Raw genomic sequence first — 16,798 nt, forward strand, 5'->3', positions numbered from 1 at the left:
TGCTATTTTTTGAATAAGCTTAAAGCCCAGCACTCCTTAGAGACTGGGCATACATTTAGCTTGGTTTCTGTTCTTTTTTGGCTGTTAAAACATGAGATATTGCTCCATCTGTTGCAATATCCACTTTAAATGAACCATTGGAATGGCGATCCGCACGAGATAATGCTTGTACGTCAATCACCTCTTGAACACCTTTTTCAGTTTCAATCACAACCTGCTCCTCGTCTGTTGCTTGAACAACTGCCACAATTCGGTGAGGGTTTGCTTTTAACTCTGTTAATACTTTTAGTCCACGTTTTGCACGACTTGCTACTTCAACTTCAGCGACATTCATTTTCTTCACGGCCCCACGCTGTGTCACAATGACTACATATTGGGTAACATCAGGCTGTAATACATTGACTCCAACTAAGGCTTCTCCATCTTTTAGTGTGATCCCTTTCACACCGCCTGTTTTCACACCTGTAACTGGTAATTCCTCCATCGGGAAACGAATCGCATAGGCTGTATCCGTTGTGAGCATTAGCTCCACGTCATCTGTTACAAACGATGCATAGATCATCGCATCACCAGCCTTGACGTTCATCGTTTTAATTGGCTTTGAATAACGTGTTACCGCATAGTCTGCGAGTGGTGAGCGCTTAATTTGGCCATCTTTTGTGGCTGTGAAGACATACGTATTTGGCTGTTCAAATGTTTCGAAGCCATAAACCGCAATAATGGATTCATCTTCCCCTGTTGGCACAATACTTGAAATATGCTGGCCGAGATCCTTCCAGCGTATATCAGGCAGCTCATGAACAGGCTGATAAATATAATTGCCTCGATTTGTGAACAGCAATAGATGGTGCTGTGTATTTAAGTTTGCTTCATACAATAAATAATCTGAATCCTTCATGGCAAAATCTTGCCCATTTGAAGCGGCATGAGAACGTGTGGATGTACGTTTAATATAACCATCCTTCGTTACTGTTACGACAACCTCTTCACTTGGCACAAGGACATCCAATGTAATTTTAATTTCTTCAATTTCTTGCTCAATCTTCGAGCGGCGTGGTTCTGTAAAGCGTTTCTTAATATCTAGCAACTCTTGTTTAATAACACGCACAAGCTTAGCCTCACTTTGCAGAATCCCCTCTAGCTTCGCAATTAACTTATTTAACTCGTCCTGTTCCTGACGTAGCTCCGTAATATCCGTATTCGTTAAACGGTATAATTGCAGGCTTACAATGGCCTCTGCTTGTACCTCTGTAAAATCAAACTTCGCTTGTAAATTAAGCTTCGCATCCTTCTTATCATTAGAAGAACGGATCGTCGCAATAACTTCATCTAAAATGGAAAGAGCTTTAATTAATCCATCTACAATATGAGAACGATCCTTTGCCTTTTGTAAATCATAAATGGAACGGTTTGTTACCACTTCTTTTTGATGGGCGATATACGCATCTAGTAATAATGGCAATGTCATCATTGTTGGACGACGATTATGGATTGCAATCATATTAAAATTATAAGCTACCTGTAAATCCGTTGTTTTAAACAAGTACTGTAAAATTCCTTGCCCAGGTACATCTTTTTTCAGCTCAATCACGACACGTAAGCCTGTACGGTCTGATTCATCTCGAATTTCCGCAATGCCTTCTAGTCTTTTATCTACACGTTGCTCATCAATTTTTTTCACAAGATTCGCTTTATTTACATCATATGGTAACTCAGTGATAACAATTTGCTCTTTACCACCCTTAATTGGTTCGACAACTGCTTGTGCACGAACAATGATTTTACCTCGACCTGTTTCATACGCCTTCTTGATACCATCTACACCTTGAATGATTCCACCAGTTGGGAAATCTGGCCCTTTAATCACCGTCATCAATTCATCTACAGTAGCATTAGGCTTTTCTAAGCGCATTAACACAGCATCCAGTACTTCATCCAAGGCATGTGGTGGAATATCTGTCGCATACCCAGCGGAAATTCCTGTAGAGCCATTGACTAAAAGGTTAGGAAAACGTGCTGGTAATACAGTTGGCTCCATATCCTGATCATCAAAGTTTGGCACAAATTCAACCGTTTTCTTGCCAATATCTCGTAGCATTTCAGCGGCAATAGCTGATAGTCTCGCCTCTGTATAACGCATTGCAGCTGGAGGATCGCCATCTACCGAGCCATTGTTCCCGTGCATCTCAATGAGCATATGACGTGCCTTCCAGTCCTGACTCATCCGTACCATCGCTTCATACACAGAGCTATCGCCGTGCGGATGATAGTTACCAATTACATTACCCACTGTTTTTGCGGATTTACGGAACGGCTTATCATGTGTGTTGCCTTCCGTAAACATCGCATATAAAATACGGCGCTGTACTGGTTTAAGACCGTCACGTGCATCAGGCAACGCGCGGTCTTGAATAATATATTTACTATAGCGACCAAAACGGTCACCCATTACTTCTTCTAACGGTAAATCTTGAAACTTTTCTGTACTACTCATGCTTGGTCCTCCTCTTGTTGGATGAATTCATTCTCTAAAATGTTAGAATCATCCTCCATACCGAAGTCTACATTGGCTTCGATCCATTTACGACGTGGTTCCACCTTATCACCCATTAACGTCGTGACACGTCTCTCCGCTCGTGCACCATCCTCGATTGTGACACGAATCAATGTCCGTGTTTCAGGGTTCATCGTTGTGTCCCACAGTTGGTCTGCATTCATCTCACCAAGACCTTTATAACGCTGTAATATGTAACCCTTTCCAACCTTCTTGATGGCCTTTTGTAAATCACTTTCTGTCCAAGCATATTCAATGACTTCTTTTTTCCCTGTACCTCTTGAGACTTTATAAAGCGGCGGTAGTGCGATATAGACCTTCCCAGACTCAATGAGCGGACGCATATAACGATAGAAGAATGTTAATAGCAAGACTTGAATATGTGCCCCATCCGTATCCGCATCGGTCATGATGACTACTTTATTGTAGGCAGAATCCTCCACCGCAAAATCCGTACCAACACCTGCCCCAATCGCATGGATAATCGTTGAAATTTCTTCGTTTTTCATAATATCCTGTAGCTTGGCTTTCTCTGTATTGATTACCTTCCCGCGCAATGGCAGAATCGCTTGGAATGTACGGTCACGACCTTGTTTAGCAGAGCCACCCGCAGAATCACCCTCGACTAAATACAGCTCATTTTTTGCCGCATTACGTGACTGAGCTGGTGTTAATTTTCCAGATAAAATCGTACTACCCTTTTTGTTTTTCTTGCCATTTCGTGCATCCTCACGCGCTTTACGAGCTGCTTCACGCACTTGCTGCGCTCGAATCGCTTTACGAACAAGAGAAGCTGATAATTCTGCATTTTCCTCTAGCACATACAAAATTTGCTCAGACACTACACTATCCACTGCAGAACGAGCCTCACTTGTCCCAAGCTTGCCCTTTGTTTGTCCTTCAAATTGTAGTAAGTGCTCTGGAATACGAACAGATACAATGGCCGCTAAGCCTTCACGAATATCTGTCCCCTCAAGGTTTTTATCCTTGTCCTTTAACAAGCCAATTTTTCTTGCATATTCATTAAAGACACGCGTCAATGCTGCCTTTGCACCCGTTTCATGTGTACCACCATCTCGTGTACGAACATTATTAACAAATGATAAAATCGTTTCCGAATAACCATCGTTATACTGGAAAGCAAACTCTACTTCGATGTCATCCTGTACGCCTTCTACATATTTTACTGGATGAAGGACATCCTTTTCCTCATTCAAATACGCAACGAAAGCCTCAATGCCATTCTCATAAAAGAACACATCGCTCTTGCCTTCCTCGCGCTCATCAATTAATTCAATTTTTAAGCCCTTTAATAAAAAGGCTGATTCACGTAATCGTTCCGCTAACGTATCATAATTGAATTTTGTGACAGAGAAGATCGTTTCATCTGGTAGAAAATGAACAAGCGTTCCTGTCTGCTTCGTTTGCCCAATATTTTCAAGTGTTGTGACAGGATGTCCACCATGCTCAAAGCGCTGTCGATACTTTTTGCCATCACGATGGATTGTCACCTCTAAAAATGTTGAGAGCGCATTCACAACGGAAGAACCAACACCATGTAAACCACCACTTGTTTTATAGCCGCCTTGACCAAATTTACCGCCAGCGTGTAGCACAGTAAAAATAATTTCTGGTGTCGGTTTACCCATTTTATGCATACCGGTTGGCATCCCACGGCCAAAGTCGCGTACACTCATACTTTGATCTTTATGAATTGTGACAATAATATGAGATCCAAAGCCAGCCAGTGCTTCATCCACCGCATTATCTACGATTTCATACACAAGGTGATGAAGTCCACGGCCATCCGTCGAACCGATATACATGCCAGGTCGTTTGCGTACCGCTTCTAATCCTTCTAATACTTGTATAGCGTCATCATTATAGACGCTAGGTGACTGTTTATTCGTCAAAAAAATTCCCCTCCAAAAAACAAACACATGTTCTATTTATGTTCTCATCCTAATAATAATAGCATTTCCTGTCAATAGTTAGCGACAGGTCCAATAAAATTTTAAAATTTGCTCACAGTTTTGATCATATTTATTAATAGTAAACATCTTCAACAGTTGCTTAAAATTGGTATTTAAGCAAGGCAGACTGCTTCTAGCTTCCAACATCATTTGACGCCTTGAAGCCTACATAGTTGCAAAATAAATTTGTGTTGCTTGCAAATAGTAGCACACACTACCTCGTGCCTTGCGATTAAACTGGTTAAAGTTAGACTTCTATTCTACCAAAGGAATGAGCGATTGACAAAATTGCCATTTTGCCTATATTTTTAAAAAGGTTTTATCGCTTCCTACAAATTTATGTCTAAAAGCCTAGTCCTCGCTCATAGATTCTCTTTTGTATTGAATTCAAGACTTCGAATGAAATCTCCTTCATAACATTGTAGATTAGCAAGAAAAAGTGTAAAATACTTGATACAAACTATTAGTACCAAGTGATGGACTATGAATGAAAGGAGTCCAGCTATGATCAATGGACTTATTATTTTATGTGCTTATCTAATCGGCTCTATACCTTCTGGATTATGGATAGGCAAAATTTTTTATAACACCGATATTCGTGAACACGGAAGCGGTAATCTTGGTGCGACCAATACTTTTCGAACGTTAGGGAAAAAGGCAGGTATTGTTGTTACGGTGATGGATGTCTTAAAAGGGACTGCCGCTGTCTTACTCGTGACACTTCCCGTTTTCTCTGATACTACACTCCATTCTTTATTACTGGGGCTTGTCGCCGTAATCGGTCATATGTTCCCGATCTTCGCCAACTTCCGTGGTGGGAAAGCTGTGGCAACATCAGCGGGTGTATTATTAGGCTATTCTTGGCCACTCTTTGTCCTACTATTTATTACCTTTATTGTGACATTAAAAATCACAAAAATCGTCAGCTTAACATCGATGATAGCCGCTTTAGTAGCGCTTATCTATGCAATCGTTTATTATTTTATTACAGGTGACTTTGCATTAGGCATCTTGGTAGCCTTTTTATTTACCTTTATTATTTATCGTCACCGTGCCAATATTGCACGTATTAAAAACGGCACCGAACCAAAGGTAAAATGGCTGTAGGAAGAGAGGAGCATTTGAAATGAATATTGCATTGACAGATGAAGCCCTACAATGGTTCAAACAGGAAATGGAAGTTGAACCGGGTGATACAATTCGTTTTTATGCACGTTATGGTGGCTCTAGTCCGTTTCATGAAGGCTTTTCGCTGGGAATGACACGTGAGGAACCCATTGCCATTGGTGTGCAGACAGAAATTGATGGTGTCATCTATTACATTGACGAGAAAGATCTTTGGTTCTTTAACGATCACAATTTACATGTTGATGTTGATACAAGTAAAGATGAATTACAATACGACTATCGTACATAAAGCAGTCTGTCCTTTCAAGTATTGAAAGGACAGACTGTTTTTTTATTTATTCCAAAACAAAAGGGATGTAATTTTGCCACAAATAGCTAGATTTTTCATGCCCTTTTCGTTTATCTCTCCAATAAATTGTCCACTCTATAGGTAATGAACGACCATTTGAGGAGGAAAACACACATGTCCATGTATAACAATGCCGAGACCTCCCCATCCCAGAACGATTTATTGTATACTTCCCTTTCTAAAAATATCAAAATCATTCAACAGTCACTAGGGCATAGTAATGATATTATTATACGTGAAATTAGGATTGGAGAAGCTGAACCACATAGCCTTGCCATTATTTCCATTGATGGCTTATCGGATAAAACGACTATTTCTGATTCTGTTATCGATAAACTGATGGCAAATATTGAAGAAGAACAAGATATTGAAATAACGACAATTAACCAATATGTTCGGAATTCCTATTTAACGGTAGGCGATGTGACGAATATTGAGCATTTCACAACACTCTACAGTGCCATTCTCAATGGTGAAACGGTTATTTTATTGGATGGCTTCGCTGAGGGGATTGTGACAAGTACAAGAAGTGCCAAGGATCGAGCTGTCACAGAGCCATCGACTGAATCCGTTATTCGCGGACCGAGGGAATCCTTTACCGAAACAATAAGGACCAATACTGCGCTTATCCGTCGCAAAATAAAAAGTCCGAATCTCTGGATAAAGTCACGTGTTATCGGGGATGTGACGCAAACGGACGTAGCAGTAATGTATATAAACGGTATAGCGAGTGACAAAATTGTAGCTGAAGTATTGGCTCGATTAGATCGTATTAATATCGATGGCATACTGGAAAGCGGCTATATTGAGGATTTTATTCAGGACTCAAAAAACTCTATGTTTCCAACCGTCTACAACTCTGAACGTCCTGATGTTATCGCTGGTGAATTATTAGATGGCAAAGTGGCGATTCTCGTTGACGGCACACCTTTTGTCTTAGTCGTACCAGCGCTATTTACATCCTTTTTACAATCAGCAGAAGATTATTATCAGCATTGGATGATTAGCTCGCTTATACGTATCCTGCGTTTCTTTGGTATCAGTCTAGCGTTAGTAGCACCATCCTTGTATGTGGCGATTACTACCTTTCACCAAGAAATGCTTCCAACACCCATGTTAATTAGTATTGCATCGCAAAGAGAAGGTGTACCCTTCCCTGCTGTTGTTGAGGCCCTCATTATGGAGATAGCCTTTGAGGTACTAAGGGAAGCTGGATTACGGATGCCAAGAACAATCGGGCCTGCGGTGTCCATTGTAGGAACTTTAGTTATTGGGCAAGCTGCTGTTGATGCGGGCGTTGTCTCCGCTGTAATGGTAATTATTGTGGCCTTAACGGCGATTTGTAGCTTCCTATTCCCTGCCTATGGCTTATCGAATACGATTCGTGTGCTACGTTTCCCATTAATGATTTTGGCTGCAATGTTTGGTTTATTCGGTGTAATGTTTGGCATTATGCTGATTATTCTCCATTTATGTAGCATTCGTTCATTTGGTGTACCATATTTAAGTCCCTTTGCACCTTTGGTATTACAGGATCAGAAGGATGCCTTTGTGCTGTTCCCGCGTAGAAAATTACTTACACGACCTCGTTTAGTCAATCAAAAAAATATTGTTAGAGGACATAACTATGTCAATGTAAAAGGCAGGAAATAACTTCAGGATAAATGAGGAATGGAATATGGCAAAATTAAACTGGATTTGCTTACTATGTATCCTCACTTTACTGTTAAGTGGTTGCTGGAGTAAGCGAGAATTAAATGAATTAGCCATTGTGGTAGCACTAGGCATTGACAAAATAGATGAGGACTATGAAATTACAGTTCAAATTGTCGATCCTGGTGAAGTCTCAGTGCGACAAGCTTCCACTCAACGTTCACCTGTCGTTAGCTATCATTCGAGAGGCGAGACTATCTTTGAGGCCATTCGCAAAATGACGACCATTGCTGCTCGAAAACCCTATTTTGCCCACCTCCAAGTGGTTGTGCTTGGGGAGGACCTTGCCGAAGAAGGAATTAGTGATGCACTTGATTTAATTGTAAGGGACCATGAATTTCGTAAGGATTTCGACGTTACCATGTCTCACGAAGCAACAGCGAAAGAAGTGTTAAATGTACTTACACCCATCGAAAAGGTTCCTGCTAATAAATTGTTAAATTCTCTCGATGTCTCTGAAAAAGCTTGGGGCTCCACAATAGCTGTTAATATTGATGAATTAGTCAATACGCTAAGCAATAAGCAGAAAGGGGCGTTAATTTCTGCTATTGAAATTCATGGCGATAAGAAATTAGGGGTAGATCAAACAAATGTACAACGTGTTAAAACACCTGTGTTGTTACAATATGCGGGATTAGCAGTCTTTAAAGGTGATAAATATATGGGGCTATTGACAGAGAGCGAAAGCAAAAGTATTAGTTTTCTTAATGACAAAATTCAAAGTACGATTGAAATCATCGCCTGTCCTAATAAAGGGACCTTATCTACTGAAATCACCCAATCCACTACAAAAGTAAAAGGGTCCTTTAAAAACGGGAAACCCAAAATTGATGTTCATATTAATGTAGAGCAGAATGTTGGAGAGGTCGAATGTGATATCGATCTTACCAAAAATAAATCGATTGATTATGTTAATAAAAAAACAGCCAAAGGTATCGATGAACGCGTTGAAAAAACATTAGAGAAAATCCAACAGCAATATGAAGTCGATGTCTTTGGTTTTGGTGATGCCCTACATCGTGCAAATCCAAAGCAATGGAAAAAAATCAAGGATGAGTGGACTTCCATTTTTCCAGATTTAGCAGTGGCCGTTCACGTGAAGGTAACAACACAAGGTTTGGGCACGTTGCAAAATTCATTATTAAGCAAGCCAAAGGAGGAGTAATGGAATGGTGCTAGCCGTAGCTTTCCTGATTATCGCAATCATTGTTGCACTTATTTTTATACCAAAGTTAAAAAAGCAACAGGATAGAAAAGCCGTTGTCGTATTCACCATTTTACTACTCATTGGAACTGCTTTAAATATGGGCATTGCCCTGAAAGTCCATATACCGAGCCCTTTAGATTTGATCACCTTTATCTTTACACCTATTAGAGATTACATTGTTTCATTTACAAAATAGATGAATGGAATTTGAAACGGAGGGTAGCTAGATGGAAAAAGAGATCATTAGTTCAAGACAGTTTACAATCGTTACCTTCCTCTATTCTATCGGTACAGCGATTTTAATTATCCCTTCGAGTATTACTGGTGCTGCTAAGCAAGATGCCTGGATTGCGGCAAGCATTGGTGTTCTGCTTAGTTTATTGCTTGTAAAATTATTTTTAACACTTGCCAATCAAACACCGTCCCTAAACTTTATCGAGGCCAATGAAAAAATTCTCGGGCGTTTTTTTGGGAAAATCACAGCGATTTGTTTCCTGATTATGACCTTTCTTTCCGCTGGAGAATTACTCTATTTTATCGGTATTTTCATGAAAACGGAAGTTATGCCAGAGACACCGACATTAGCATTTGCCCTACTGTTCAGTATCATTATTATGTATGCCGCTTATTTAGGGATTGAGACCTTTGCCCGTTCGGCAGAAATCCTTTTTCCAATGTTTATTTTTATATTTATTTTTTTCATCATTAGTATTAGCCCTCAAATTACATTTGAGAATATTCAGCCACTGCTAGAAGCAACGAAAACATCTATGCTTTATAGTATTACACGCTTTATGAGTATCTTTTCCTTTCCTTTACTTGTGTTATTGATGCTATATCCTGCTAGCGTCAATGTACAACCAGCTGCGCAGAAAGGGCTATATATCGGGACCATCCTTGGCGGAGTCGTCTTAATTACGTTGATTGTCCTATCGATTCTTGTACTAGGGCCTGAAAATACTGCGGCTAGAACATTTCCTAGCTATGCCTTAGCGCAAAGAATATCTATAGGGAACTTTTTGCAGCGTATTGAAATTATCATGGCTTTTATGTGGATATCTTCCATTTATATTCGTACATTTATGTACTTCTATACGACCGTTGTGGGCCTTGCACAAATTTTGAAAATCAAGGATCATCGTCCACTTATTTTACCGATGGGTATCATTGTCATTGGACTTTCCCAAATAGTACATCCAGATATTGTGCATTCCACTAATTATAATAATGAAATTTGGCCAATCTTTTCCTTTATTTTCACCATTTTATTACCTATACTTTTGCTGATTGTAGCAGTCATTCGAAACCGCAAGTCCAAGGCTCAAAATAATGAAACACCTCAGCAGGAAACAAAAAATGACAATCAAAAAGTCTAATTTCTTCTACGTTAGAAAAGAAATTAGACTTTTTATTAATTAAATATGATATTCGATTTCATCTACAAAATCCCATTCATATGGTGTTTCTTGGTAAACATAGTAGTTCAACCAGTTAGAGAATAATAAATGGGTATGGGCACGCCATGTATTCATCGGCACTTGTGTTGGATCGTCATTCGGGAAGTAGTTTACAGGAACGGCGATATCTATGCCCTTCGCCACATCGCGACTGTATTCATCGGCTAGTGTTGTCGCATCATACTCTAGATGCCCCGTAATCATAATATTTTTATTATCTTTTGATTGTACAATAAATACCCCTGCATCCTCTGAGTAAGATAATAGTCGTAAATCGGGATGATTGCGAACCTCGTCAATCGAAACAGATGTATAGCGAGAGTGCGGCGCAGTAAATAAATCACTAAAGCCTCGTACCAAATCCACTGTTAAATCTGTAATCACATGGGAGTAGACGCCTGAGCATTTAGCAGAAAGCTCGACCTTCCCAATGCCATAATGGTGATACAATGCAGCCTGTGCCCCCCAACATATATGTAGCACGGATGTCACATTCTTTTTAGACCAATCCATAATTTCTGAAATTTCCTGCCAATAGTTAACCTCTTCAAAAGCCATTTTCTCTACTGGCGCACCAGTAATTATCATACCATCATAGCGTCGATGACGAATCTGGTTAAACGTTGTGTAAAATAGCTGCAAATGGGATTTACTCACATTTTTTGACTCATGTGTGGCCGTATTTAAAAAGGTAATATTTACCTGTAATGGTGTATTTCCTAATAAACGTAGTAATTGGAGCTCTGTTTTTTCTTTTTCAGGCATTAAATTTAAAATTAATATATTTAATGGACGGATTTGCTGTGTTTTTGCACGATCCTCTTCCATGACGAAGATTTTTTCCTCACGTAAATGTTCTCCAGCTGGTAAATTTTTCGGAATATTAATTGGCATCTTGCTTTCCCCTCTCTATAATCACTCTCTTTTAGCAAACCTTGCTTGCGTAGAATGCAACGAAATTAAAAAATCCTCCTCATTCCATACGAGATAGAATGAGAAGGATTTTTTCACGTCCACTCTTATCTCTCAAAGGAAAAAATCCTTTGCTGGAATTAGCACCTTTCTAACAATTGTTAGAGGTTGCTGAAGCGTCATCGGGCCAAATCCCTCAGCTTCTCTTGATAAGATTATTTAATTATCTTGAATTGTAACACGAACTAGTTAGAATATCAATAATTCATAGAATATTTTGTGATTCATGTGCATGTTCCTTGCTCATTTGATGTACACTAAGCTTGCTATATGTGGTGTTTCTACATTTAAAATTTATGGTAAACATGCCGTAATTATGTTACCATATACTTTTAGTAAGAGAGAGGAACGTGAATAGTTTGATTAAAATTGAATTTCCAAAACCAGATCTAGTAATCCGTCAACGTGAACAAGATTTAAAACCAGGTGATGTGCCAATCACACCTTACTTCGGTTTTATTGACTTCCATAAAATTACACGTGATAAAGGCGGCATTTTCTTATTCTATAATGACAAGAATGAGCTATTGTTTGTTGGGAAAGCACGTAAAATTCGTCAACGTATTAAAAAACATTTCGAGGATAATGTATCTCCGATGAAAAACCATCGTGATGAAGTGTTCAAAATTGAAGTCTATGAAGTGGAAGATCCAATGGAACGTGAAATTTACGAAACATATGCGATTAATACTTTCCGCTCTAAATATAACGTAGACAAGGTCTTTTATTAGACATCACGCAAAGAAACCGAAATCTCATCGAGGGATTTCGGTTTCTTTTATCACATAATGGTCATACGATCAATCGGTGTACTGTGACCGTTTATTCGCAAATCAATGGTATCAAGCTCAGGATTCTTGACGGTGATTTGAAAAACATAGGGATGTGCCTCTTTCCTTTGCTCGCTGCCTTCTTCTAACTGGATGATAAGTCTATTTCCCTCAGCCGTAATATCTGCCAATACATTTCCCTTTGAATAATAAACGAGATAATATGGTGCATCATTTTCATGCAATAATTGAATTCGATCAGTAGCTACAATATTTTTTTGGACAATGTCTGGGACAACCGTTAGCTCATGAATCGTTGGTGGATCGGTAGGTGGTGTAGCATTACAGGCTCCTAGCATTAGTAAGCTCATTAAACCTAGCAACACGAATTTTTTCAAGTTACTCCCCTTCCCTTATACGACTATTCTAAGAAAAAAGCTTTACGCTCCTTAGCAATCCAGTCTTCTAACTCCTGATCATCACGTTTTACTAATCGATTGATGAGCACATCATGCCATATATAATCCTCTAACAAATAAATATGAACGGGATCATTGGTGATAAAGGCCGTCTCTTGCGTAGATGGAGAATGACCATAAATCATTTCTTGACCATCTACCGATAAGATAAACCAATGCGGTGTAGACGCTTTTTTTGTATAATGTGTGGCTCTATGCTGGTCAATCGAGGCTAGATGTTCTCCTACATACAAGGTAATGCCATGAACAGGAACATGCAGCGCCACCTCTTGCAAATCTCCACGTAAGGCATCATACATATCTTCCCACATCGACAGCATCACTTTTTTCTTCGCCTTCTTTAGAAGTGACTGACAATAGTTGATAATGGATTCCTTGCCCTTCAGCATGACCACTTTAGGCTCAGCTTCCTGCACTTTTTCCTCTAGTTTTTCTAATTTCCCGCTTATTGACGTAAAATTCGACTCCCAGCGCTGTTGCATTTGCTGTAAGAATACAGACACAGGCATCGCCGAATAAGTTGTTTGTTCTGCAGTCTCTTCTTTTAACACAATACCCTTTTCTACAAGGTTATTTAAAATATCATACACTCTTGCACGAGGTATGCCAGAATTTTTACTAACCTGATAGGCGCTAACATGACTTTGCTGAACAAGTGCCGTATAGGCCTTTGCTTCATATTCTGTAAAACCCATTTCTTTCAACTGGGTGATTAATTCCTCCATGTAATCCCTCCATTATCTTTATTATAGGCTACCTTTGTGAAGATTTGCCAATGAAAAAATAAGGGTTTACAGCGCAAATAAAATTAGTTACTATTTCAGTAGTAACTAATTTCAAAGAGGTGTAATATGTTGTTTGAAGTCGATGTACATATTTTGATACTGTTAATTTCATTTGGATTTCTGGCGGCTTTTATTGACTCAGTCGTGGGAGGGGGCGGGTTAATTTCACTACCAGCCCTACTATTTGTCGGCCTCAATCCAGCCGCTGCTGTTGCCACTAATAAACTAGCAGGAGCTATGGGCTCGCTCACTTCCTCGATTTCCTTCTATCGTTCTGGTCAGCTGGACATTCGCTCTGTCCTCAAATATTTTCCACTAGCATTTATCGGATCCTTATGTGGTGCATGGACTGTGCATCTAATCAATCCAGCATTACTTAAGCCATTAATGCTTGTTATGCTGGCAGCTGTTGGGATTTATACAATCTTTAAAAAGGATTGGGGCGCTGTTGCTACTGTAAAAAATCTCTCTAAAACCCATTTATTTTTATTTATGCTGCTATTATTTGCTATTGGTTTTTATGATGGATTTCTTGGTCCTGGTACAGGCTCCTTTTTAATCTTTAGCTTCCTACTGGTAGGCTTTGATTTTTTAAAGGCGGCTGGTAATGCGAAGTTTTTAAATTTGGCGAGTAATGTGGCTGGCGTTTGTATGTTTGCTTACTTAGGCCAAATACATTATGTTTATGGTTTAGTAATGGGCATTGCGCAAATTGGTGGGGCTATGCTTGGCTCGCGCATGGCGATCAAAAAAGGAAGTGGCTTTGTCCGTACGCTATTTATTGTCGTTACAATGACATTACTTGCGAAAAATGCCTATGATTTTATGATGCATTAAAATAAACGCCACAGAATTTGAAATCTGTGGCGTTTTGGCGTTAAATCATAAGCTTTTCGTTTTTAAATTTATGACTAGTGGACAAACTAACAATCACAAAAATGAAGAAGGATGCGACAATTGGTATTGTGACTGTATGCATCCCAAAGACAGAAGGATAAAACCGATCAATCATAATATACAACAACATACCTGAAATCATCGACGCAATCGCTCCGTATTTATTCGCTTTTTTCCAATACAAGCCTAAGACTACTGTCCAAATAAAGACAGCCTCTAGTCCACCGAAGGCAAATAAGTTCAACCATACTAATAAATCAGGTGGATGGAGTGCAAAGAGGACAACCGCTAGGCCAATGACTGTTGTTACAACAAAGCTTGCACGCTTAATCTCTGCATCACTAGCTTTCGGCTTCATATAATTTAAATAGATGTCTTTGACAACTGTAGAGCTGACAAGCATTAGTAAAGCATTAACCGTTGACATTGTGGCAGCCATTGGTGCAGCTAAAACGATTCCTGCTAAAAATGGCGGTAATACCTTCAAGGTCAGAAGCGGCATGACTTTATCCCCAATCTCAATGCCTGGTAAGACAGGTCGGGCTAACACCCCAATTAAATGCATGCCAAACATGATTGTCCCTATGGCAATCGTGCCAATAAGAATCGCTTGATGCATACTTTTCGAATCCTTATAGCTCATCGCACGAACCGCAATTTGTGGAAGTCCAACAACCCCTACACCAATAAGAATCCAAAATGTCGAGACATACAGAGGCGTTAAATCTCCTTGTGCGCCAAATGGTGACACAAAGTCAGGATTTTCAGCGACCAGTGAGGCCATTATATTGTCGATGCCTCCACCTGCCACAATGGTGCCGATTAATAAAATAATTGTACCAATCACCATAATTGAACCTTGGACCGTATCTGTTAGCGCAACCGCACGGAAACCACCAATAATCACATATACTAACACGGAAATCGCAAAAATAAACAGTGCTGCTGTGTAGCTTAAGCCAGTTAATGACTCAATTAAGCGTGCACCCCCAACCCATTGAGCCATCATAGCCGAAAATAAGAAAACAATGATGCTAATGGCTGATAAAATAACAATGACATGGCTTTTGTAGCGCTCGCGTAAAAAGTCGATTAACGTAATGGCCTGGTAACGACGGGCAATAATGGCGAATTTTTTCCCTAAAATCATGAGCACAAAATAGCCTGCTGGTAGCTGAGCCATAGCCAGTAATACCCACCCAAGTCCTTTTGTATAGGCCACACCTGGTCCTCCGATAAAACTACTCGCACTGCCGTATGTAGCAATCATCGTCATCGCAAGGATAAAACCACCCATTTCACGACCACCAAGGAAATACTCCTGTAGGAATGAATTAGAGGAGCGGACATGCTTATTGGCCCAAATACCAATTCCAAATATAATAATTAAAAATAATAGCAATGGAAATACAACTTGCCAATGCATTAGCGATCCACCTCCTCATCATCAAATGGTACCTCTTTGAAAAAGAGTTTCATCACAATCCAGATAAGAAGGATCATAAAGCCTGTCCCAGCGATACAGCTATAGAAAAACCAGGCAGGAAAACCAAATACATACGTATAATTTCTTGGATCTCCTGAACCTAGTCCATAGGCAAAGCCAAACCAAATCGCAAAGTTGACAAGGACGAGTCCAATTCCGATTAGCGCCTCTCGATGCGCTATTTTAAAGCGTTGATCTTTCACATGTAATCCCCCTAACCTACTCTATTTTACTGATATGTCGGTCTGATGGGAAGAGATGTGAGTAAATAAGGATAAGTTATATAGAAATGATTTTGTTATACTAAGTAAAATGTAAAGTTGGTTGATTCTTACATTTTCAAAAAAACCTAACTATCCCTCATAATTATGTAAACATCTAATACAAACTGATAATGGGAAATAAGTAAAAACCTTCGTCCATATAATTAGACGAAGGTTAGTTAGTTAGAACGGTCGCTTTTCCCAAGGCTGCAGCGTCCCAACGATATGAATAGGTCGATCCTGTTGAATAGCAGCAACGACACCTTGCGATATTTCCTCATGCGTAAGCCATCTCGCATGACCTTCTTCCATCATAAAACCTAGCTGGATTTGCCTGTATTGCGTACGAGCATGGAGCTTCAATTGCTCTTGGACTTCAATTAAATTCGCCTTACTCCCCAACACATGAAACAGTTTCCATTCCCCGTTATTCTCTATCGAAATTACATTGGAGATGTTCTCTAATGACGTGTCCGCATAGGAATGTAATCCAAGCAACGACCAATTCAATGGGCCCATTATGCGCGAGTGTTTCTTCTAGCTTCTCTTTTAATAAGGCGATATCACAATAATCAACTAAAATCGGTGTTAGAAGGGAGGGATTTTTTGTTCTATTTCGCAAGTCTTCCATTCGATGAGCACTACGTCCAATTACTGAGACATGATAGCCATTATTCACTAACCAAAGTGATGTGTCAGCTAACATCCCTGTTCCACCAATAACTAATGCGTGGGCCATTTATGTGTCCCTCTCTTATTTCGTAT

Annotated in this window: 17 protein-coding genes and 1 riboswitch; of the genes, 8 read left to right on the forward strand and 9 right to left on the reverse strand. The window is 39.6% G+C overall.

All coding sequences use genetic code 11. The features are described from left to right. Window positions 1-55: 55 nt before the first annotated feature. Window positions 56-2,494 carry a DNA topoisomerase IV subunit A gene (gene parC / locus MKZ14_RS11730; RefSeq protein WP_339279884.1) on the reverse strand — a complete coding sequence of 813 codons (2,439 nt, stop codon included), beginning with the start codon at window positions 2,492-2,494 and terminating at the stop codon, window positions 56-58. Next, window positions 2,491-4,467, reverse strand: a complete 1,977-nt coding sequence (gene parE / locus MKZ14_RS11735; protein WP_339279885.1) for a DNA topoisomerase IV subunit B — start codon at window positions 4,465-4,467, stop codon at window positions 2,491-2,493. Before parE ends, parC begins: the two co-directional genes overlap by 4 nt. A 564-nt stretch (window positions 4,468-5,031) precedes the next feature. Here parE and plsY point away from each other — a divergent pair. The 6 genes from plsY (at window position 5,032) to MKZ14_RS11765 (ending at window position 10,300) form a co-directional block, all read left to right on the forward strand. Next, window positions 5,032-5,634, forward strand: coding sequence for a glycerol-3-phosphate 1-O-acyltransferase PlsY (gene plsY, locus MKZ14_RS11740; RefSeq protein WP_016993903.1), 603 nt, complete (start codon window positions 5,032-5,034; stop codon window positions 5,632-5,634). 19 nt (window positions 5,635-5,653) lie between these two features. Further along, on the forward strand, window positions 5,654-5,944 hold the full coding sequence (locus MKZ14_RS11745; protein WP_016993904.1) for a HesB/YadR/YfhF family protein: 291 nt from the start codon (window positions 5,654-5,656) through the stop codon (window positions 5,942-5,944). Window positions 5,945-6,118: 174 nt separating this feature from the next. Continuing rightward, entirely contained in the window at window positions 6,119-7,657 is a 1,539-nt protein-coding gene (locus MKZ14_RS11750) for a spore germination protein (protein WP_339279886.1), read from the forward strand. Between the two features lie 25 nt (window positions 7,658-7,682). Further along, window positions 7,683-8,882, forward strand: coding sequence for a Ger(x)C family spore germination protein (locus MKZ14_RS11755; protein ID WP_339279887.1), 1,200 nt, complete (start codon window positions 7,683-7,685; stop codon window positions 8,880-8,882). Between the two features lie 4 nt (window positions 8,883-8,886). Further along, window positions 8,887-9,120: a hypothetical protein gene (locus MKZ14_RS11760; protein ID WP_016993907.1), complete on the forward strand. Its 234-nt coding sequence runs from the start codon at window positions 8,887-8,889 to the stop codon at window positions 9,118-9,120. 31 nt (window positions 9,121-9,151) lie between these two features. Further along, entirely contained in the window at window positions 9,152-10,300 is a 1,149-nt protein-coding gene (locus MKZ14_RS11765; RefSeq protein ID WP_339279888.1) for an endospore germination permease, read from the forward strand. Window positions 10,301-10,339: 39 nt separating this feature from the next. On the opposite strand, the gene metA is transcribed toward MKZ14_RS11765, so the two are convergent. Next, on the reverse strand, window positions 10,340-11,275 hold the full coding sequence (metA, locus tag MKZ14_RS11770; RefSeq protein ID WP_004227915.1) for a homoserine O-succinyltransferase: 936 nt from the start codon (window positions 11,273-11,275) through the stop codon (window positions 10,340-10,342). A 122-nt stretch (window positions 11,276-11,397) separates the two neighbouring features. Continuing rightward, window positions 11,398-11,509: riboswitch (SAM riboswitch) on the reverse strand. A 203-nt stretch (window positions 11,510-11,712) separates the two neighbouring features. Between metA and MKZ14_RS11775 the strand changes: the two genes are divergently transcribed. Further along, a complete protein-coding gene (locus tag MKZ14_RS11775; protein ID WP_004227912.1) occupies window positions 11,713-12,084 on the forward strand; it encodes a nucleotide excision repair endonuclease in 372 nt (123 codons plus the stop codon). 50 nt (window positions 12,085-12,134) lie between these two features. On the opposite strand, the gene MKZ14_RS11780 is transcribed toward MKZ14_RS11775, so the two are convergent. Beyond that, a complete protein-coding gene (locus MKZ14_RS11780; RefSeq protein WP_258859648.1) occupies window positions 12,135-12,521 on the reverse strand; it encodes a hypothetical protein in 387 nt (128 codons plus the stop codon). A gap of 23 nt (window positions 12,522-12,544) precedes the next feature. Further along, window positions 12,545-13,327, reverse strand: a complete 783-nt coding sequence (locus MKZ14_RS11785) for a TrmB family transcriptional regulator (protein WP_036079291.1) — start codon at window positions 13,325-13,327, stop codon at window positions 12,545-12,547. A 126-nt stretch (window positions 13,328-13,453) separates the two neighbouring features. Between MKZ14_RS11785 and MKZ14_RS11790 the strand changes: the two genes are divergently transcribed. Continuing rightward, complete coding sequence (locus tag MKZ14_RS11790) at window positions 13,454-14,224, forward strand: TSUP family transporter (RefSeq protein WP_036079292.1); 771 nt, start codon at window positions 13,454-13,456, stop codon at window positions 14,222-14,224. Between the two features lie 40 nt (window positions 14,225-14,264). Here MKZ14_RS11790 and panF read toward each other — a convergent pair whose 3' ends face one another. The 4 genes from panF to MKZ14_RS11810 form a co-directional block, all read right to left on the reverse strand. Next, window positions 14,265-15,710 (reverse strand): sodium/pantothenate symporter, encoded by a 1,446-nt coding sequence (gene panF, locus MKZ14_RS11795; protein WP_339279890.1) that lies wholly within the window; start codon window positions 15,708-15,710, stop codon window positions 14,265-14,267. Continuing rightward, window positions 15,710-15,973 carry a YhdT family protein gene (locus tag MKZ14_RS11800; protein WP_004227902.1) on the reverse strand — a complete coding sequence of 88 codons (264 nt, stop codon included), beginning with the start codon at window positions 15,971-15,973 and terminating at the stop codon, window positions 15,710-15,712. Before MKZ14_RS11800 ends, panF begins: the two co-directional genes overlap by 1 nt. A 243-nt stretch (window positions 15,974-16,216) precedes the next feature. Continuing rightward, a complete protein-coding gene (locus MKZ14_RS11805; protein ID WP_339279892.1) occupies window positions 16,217-16,438 on the reverse strand; it encodes a hypothetical protein in 222 nt (73 codons plus the stop codon). 22 nt (window positions 16,439-16,460) lie between these two features. After that, window positions 16,461-16,772: a hypothetical protein gene (locus MKZ14_RS11810; RefSeq protein WP_339279893.1), complete on the reverse strand. Its 312-nt coding sequence runs from the start codon at window positions 16,770-16,772 to the stop codon at window positions 16,461-16,463. Window positions 16,773-16,798 lie beyond the last annotated feature (26 nt).

The organism is Lysinibacillus sp. FSL P2-0066, from assembly GCF_037969495.1.
GTDB classification, from domain to species: domain Bacteria; phylum Bacillota; class Bacilli; order Bacillales_A; family Planococcaceae; genus Lysinibacillus; species Lysinibacillus boronitolerans.

Bases quoted from the DNA above. Each gene is read 5' to 3' on its own strand.
- parC (WP_339279884.1), bottom strand. From the start codon at position 2,494: ATGAGTAGTACAGAAAAGTTTCAAGATTTACCGTTAGAAGAAGTAATG.
- panF (WP_339279890.1), bottom strand. From the start codon at position 15,710: ATGCATTGGCAAGTTGTATTTCCATTGCTATTATTTTTAATTATTATA.
- MKZ14_RS11760 (WP_016993907.1), top strand. From the start codon at position 8,887: ATGGTGCTAGCCGTAGCTTTCCTGATTATCGCAATCATTGTTGCACTT.
- metA (WP_004227915.1), bottom strand. From the start codon at position 11,275: ATGCCAATTAATATTCCGAAAAATTTACCAGCTGGAGAACATTTACGT.
- MKZ14_RS11745 (WP_016993904.1), top strand. From the start codon at position 5,654: ATGAATATTGCATTGACAGATGAAGCCCTACAATGGTTCAAACAGGAA.
- MKZ14_RS11765 (WP_339279888.1), top strand. From the start codon at position 9,152: ATGGAAAAAGAGATCATTAGTTCAAGACAGTTTACAATCGTTACCTTC.
- MKZ14_RS11755 (WP_339279887.1), top strand. From the start codon at position 7,683: ATGGCAAAATTAAACTGGATTTGCTTACTATGTATCCTCACTTTACTG.
- MKZ14_RS11785 (WP_036079291.1), bottom strand. From the start codon at position 13,327: ATGGAGGAATTAATCACCCAGTTGAAAGAAATGGGTTTTACAGAATAT.
- MKZ14_RS11790 (WP_036079292.1), top strand. From the start codon at position 13,454: ATGTTGTTTGAAGTCGATGTACATATTTTGATACTGTTAATTTCATTT.
- plsY (WP_016993903.1), top strand. From the start codon at position 5,032: ATGATCAATGGACTTATTATTTTATGTGCTTATCTAATCGGCTCTATA.
- MKZ14_RS11750 (WP_339279886.1), top strand. From the start codon at position 6,119: ATGTCCATGTATAACAATGCCGAGACCTCCCCATCCCAGAACGATTTA.
- MKZ14_RS11810 (WP_339279893.1), bottom strand. From the start codon at position 16,772: ATGGCCCACGCATTAGTTATTGGTGGAACAGGGATGTTAGCTGACACA.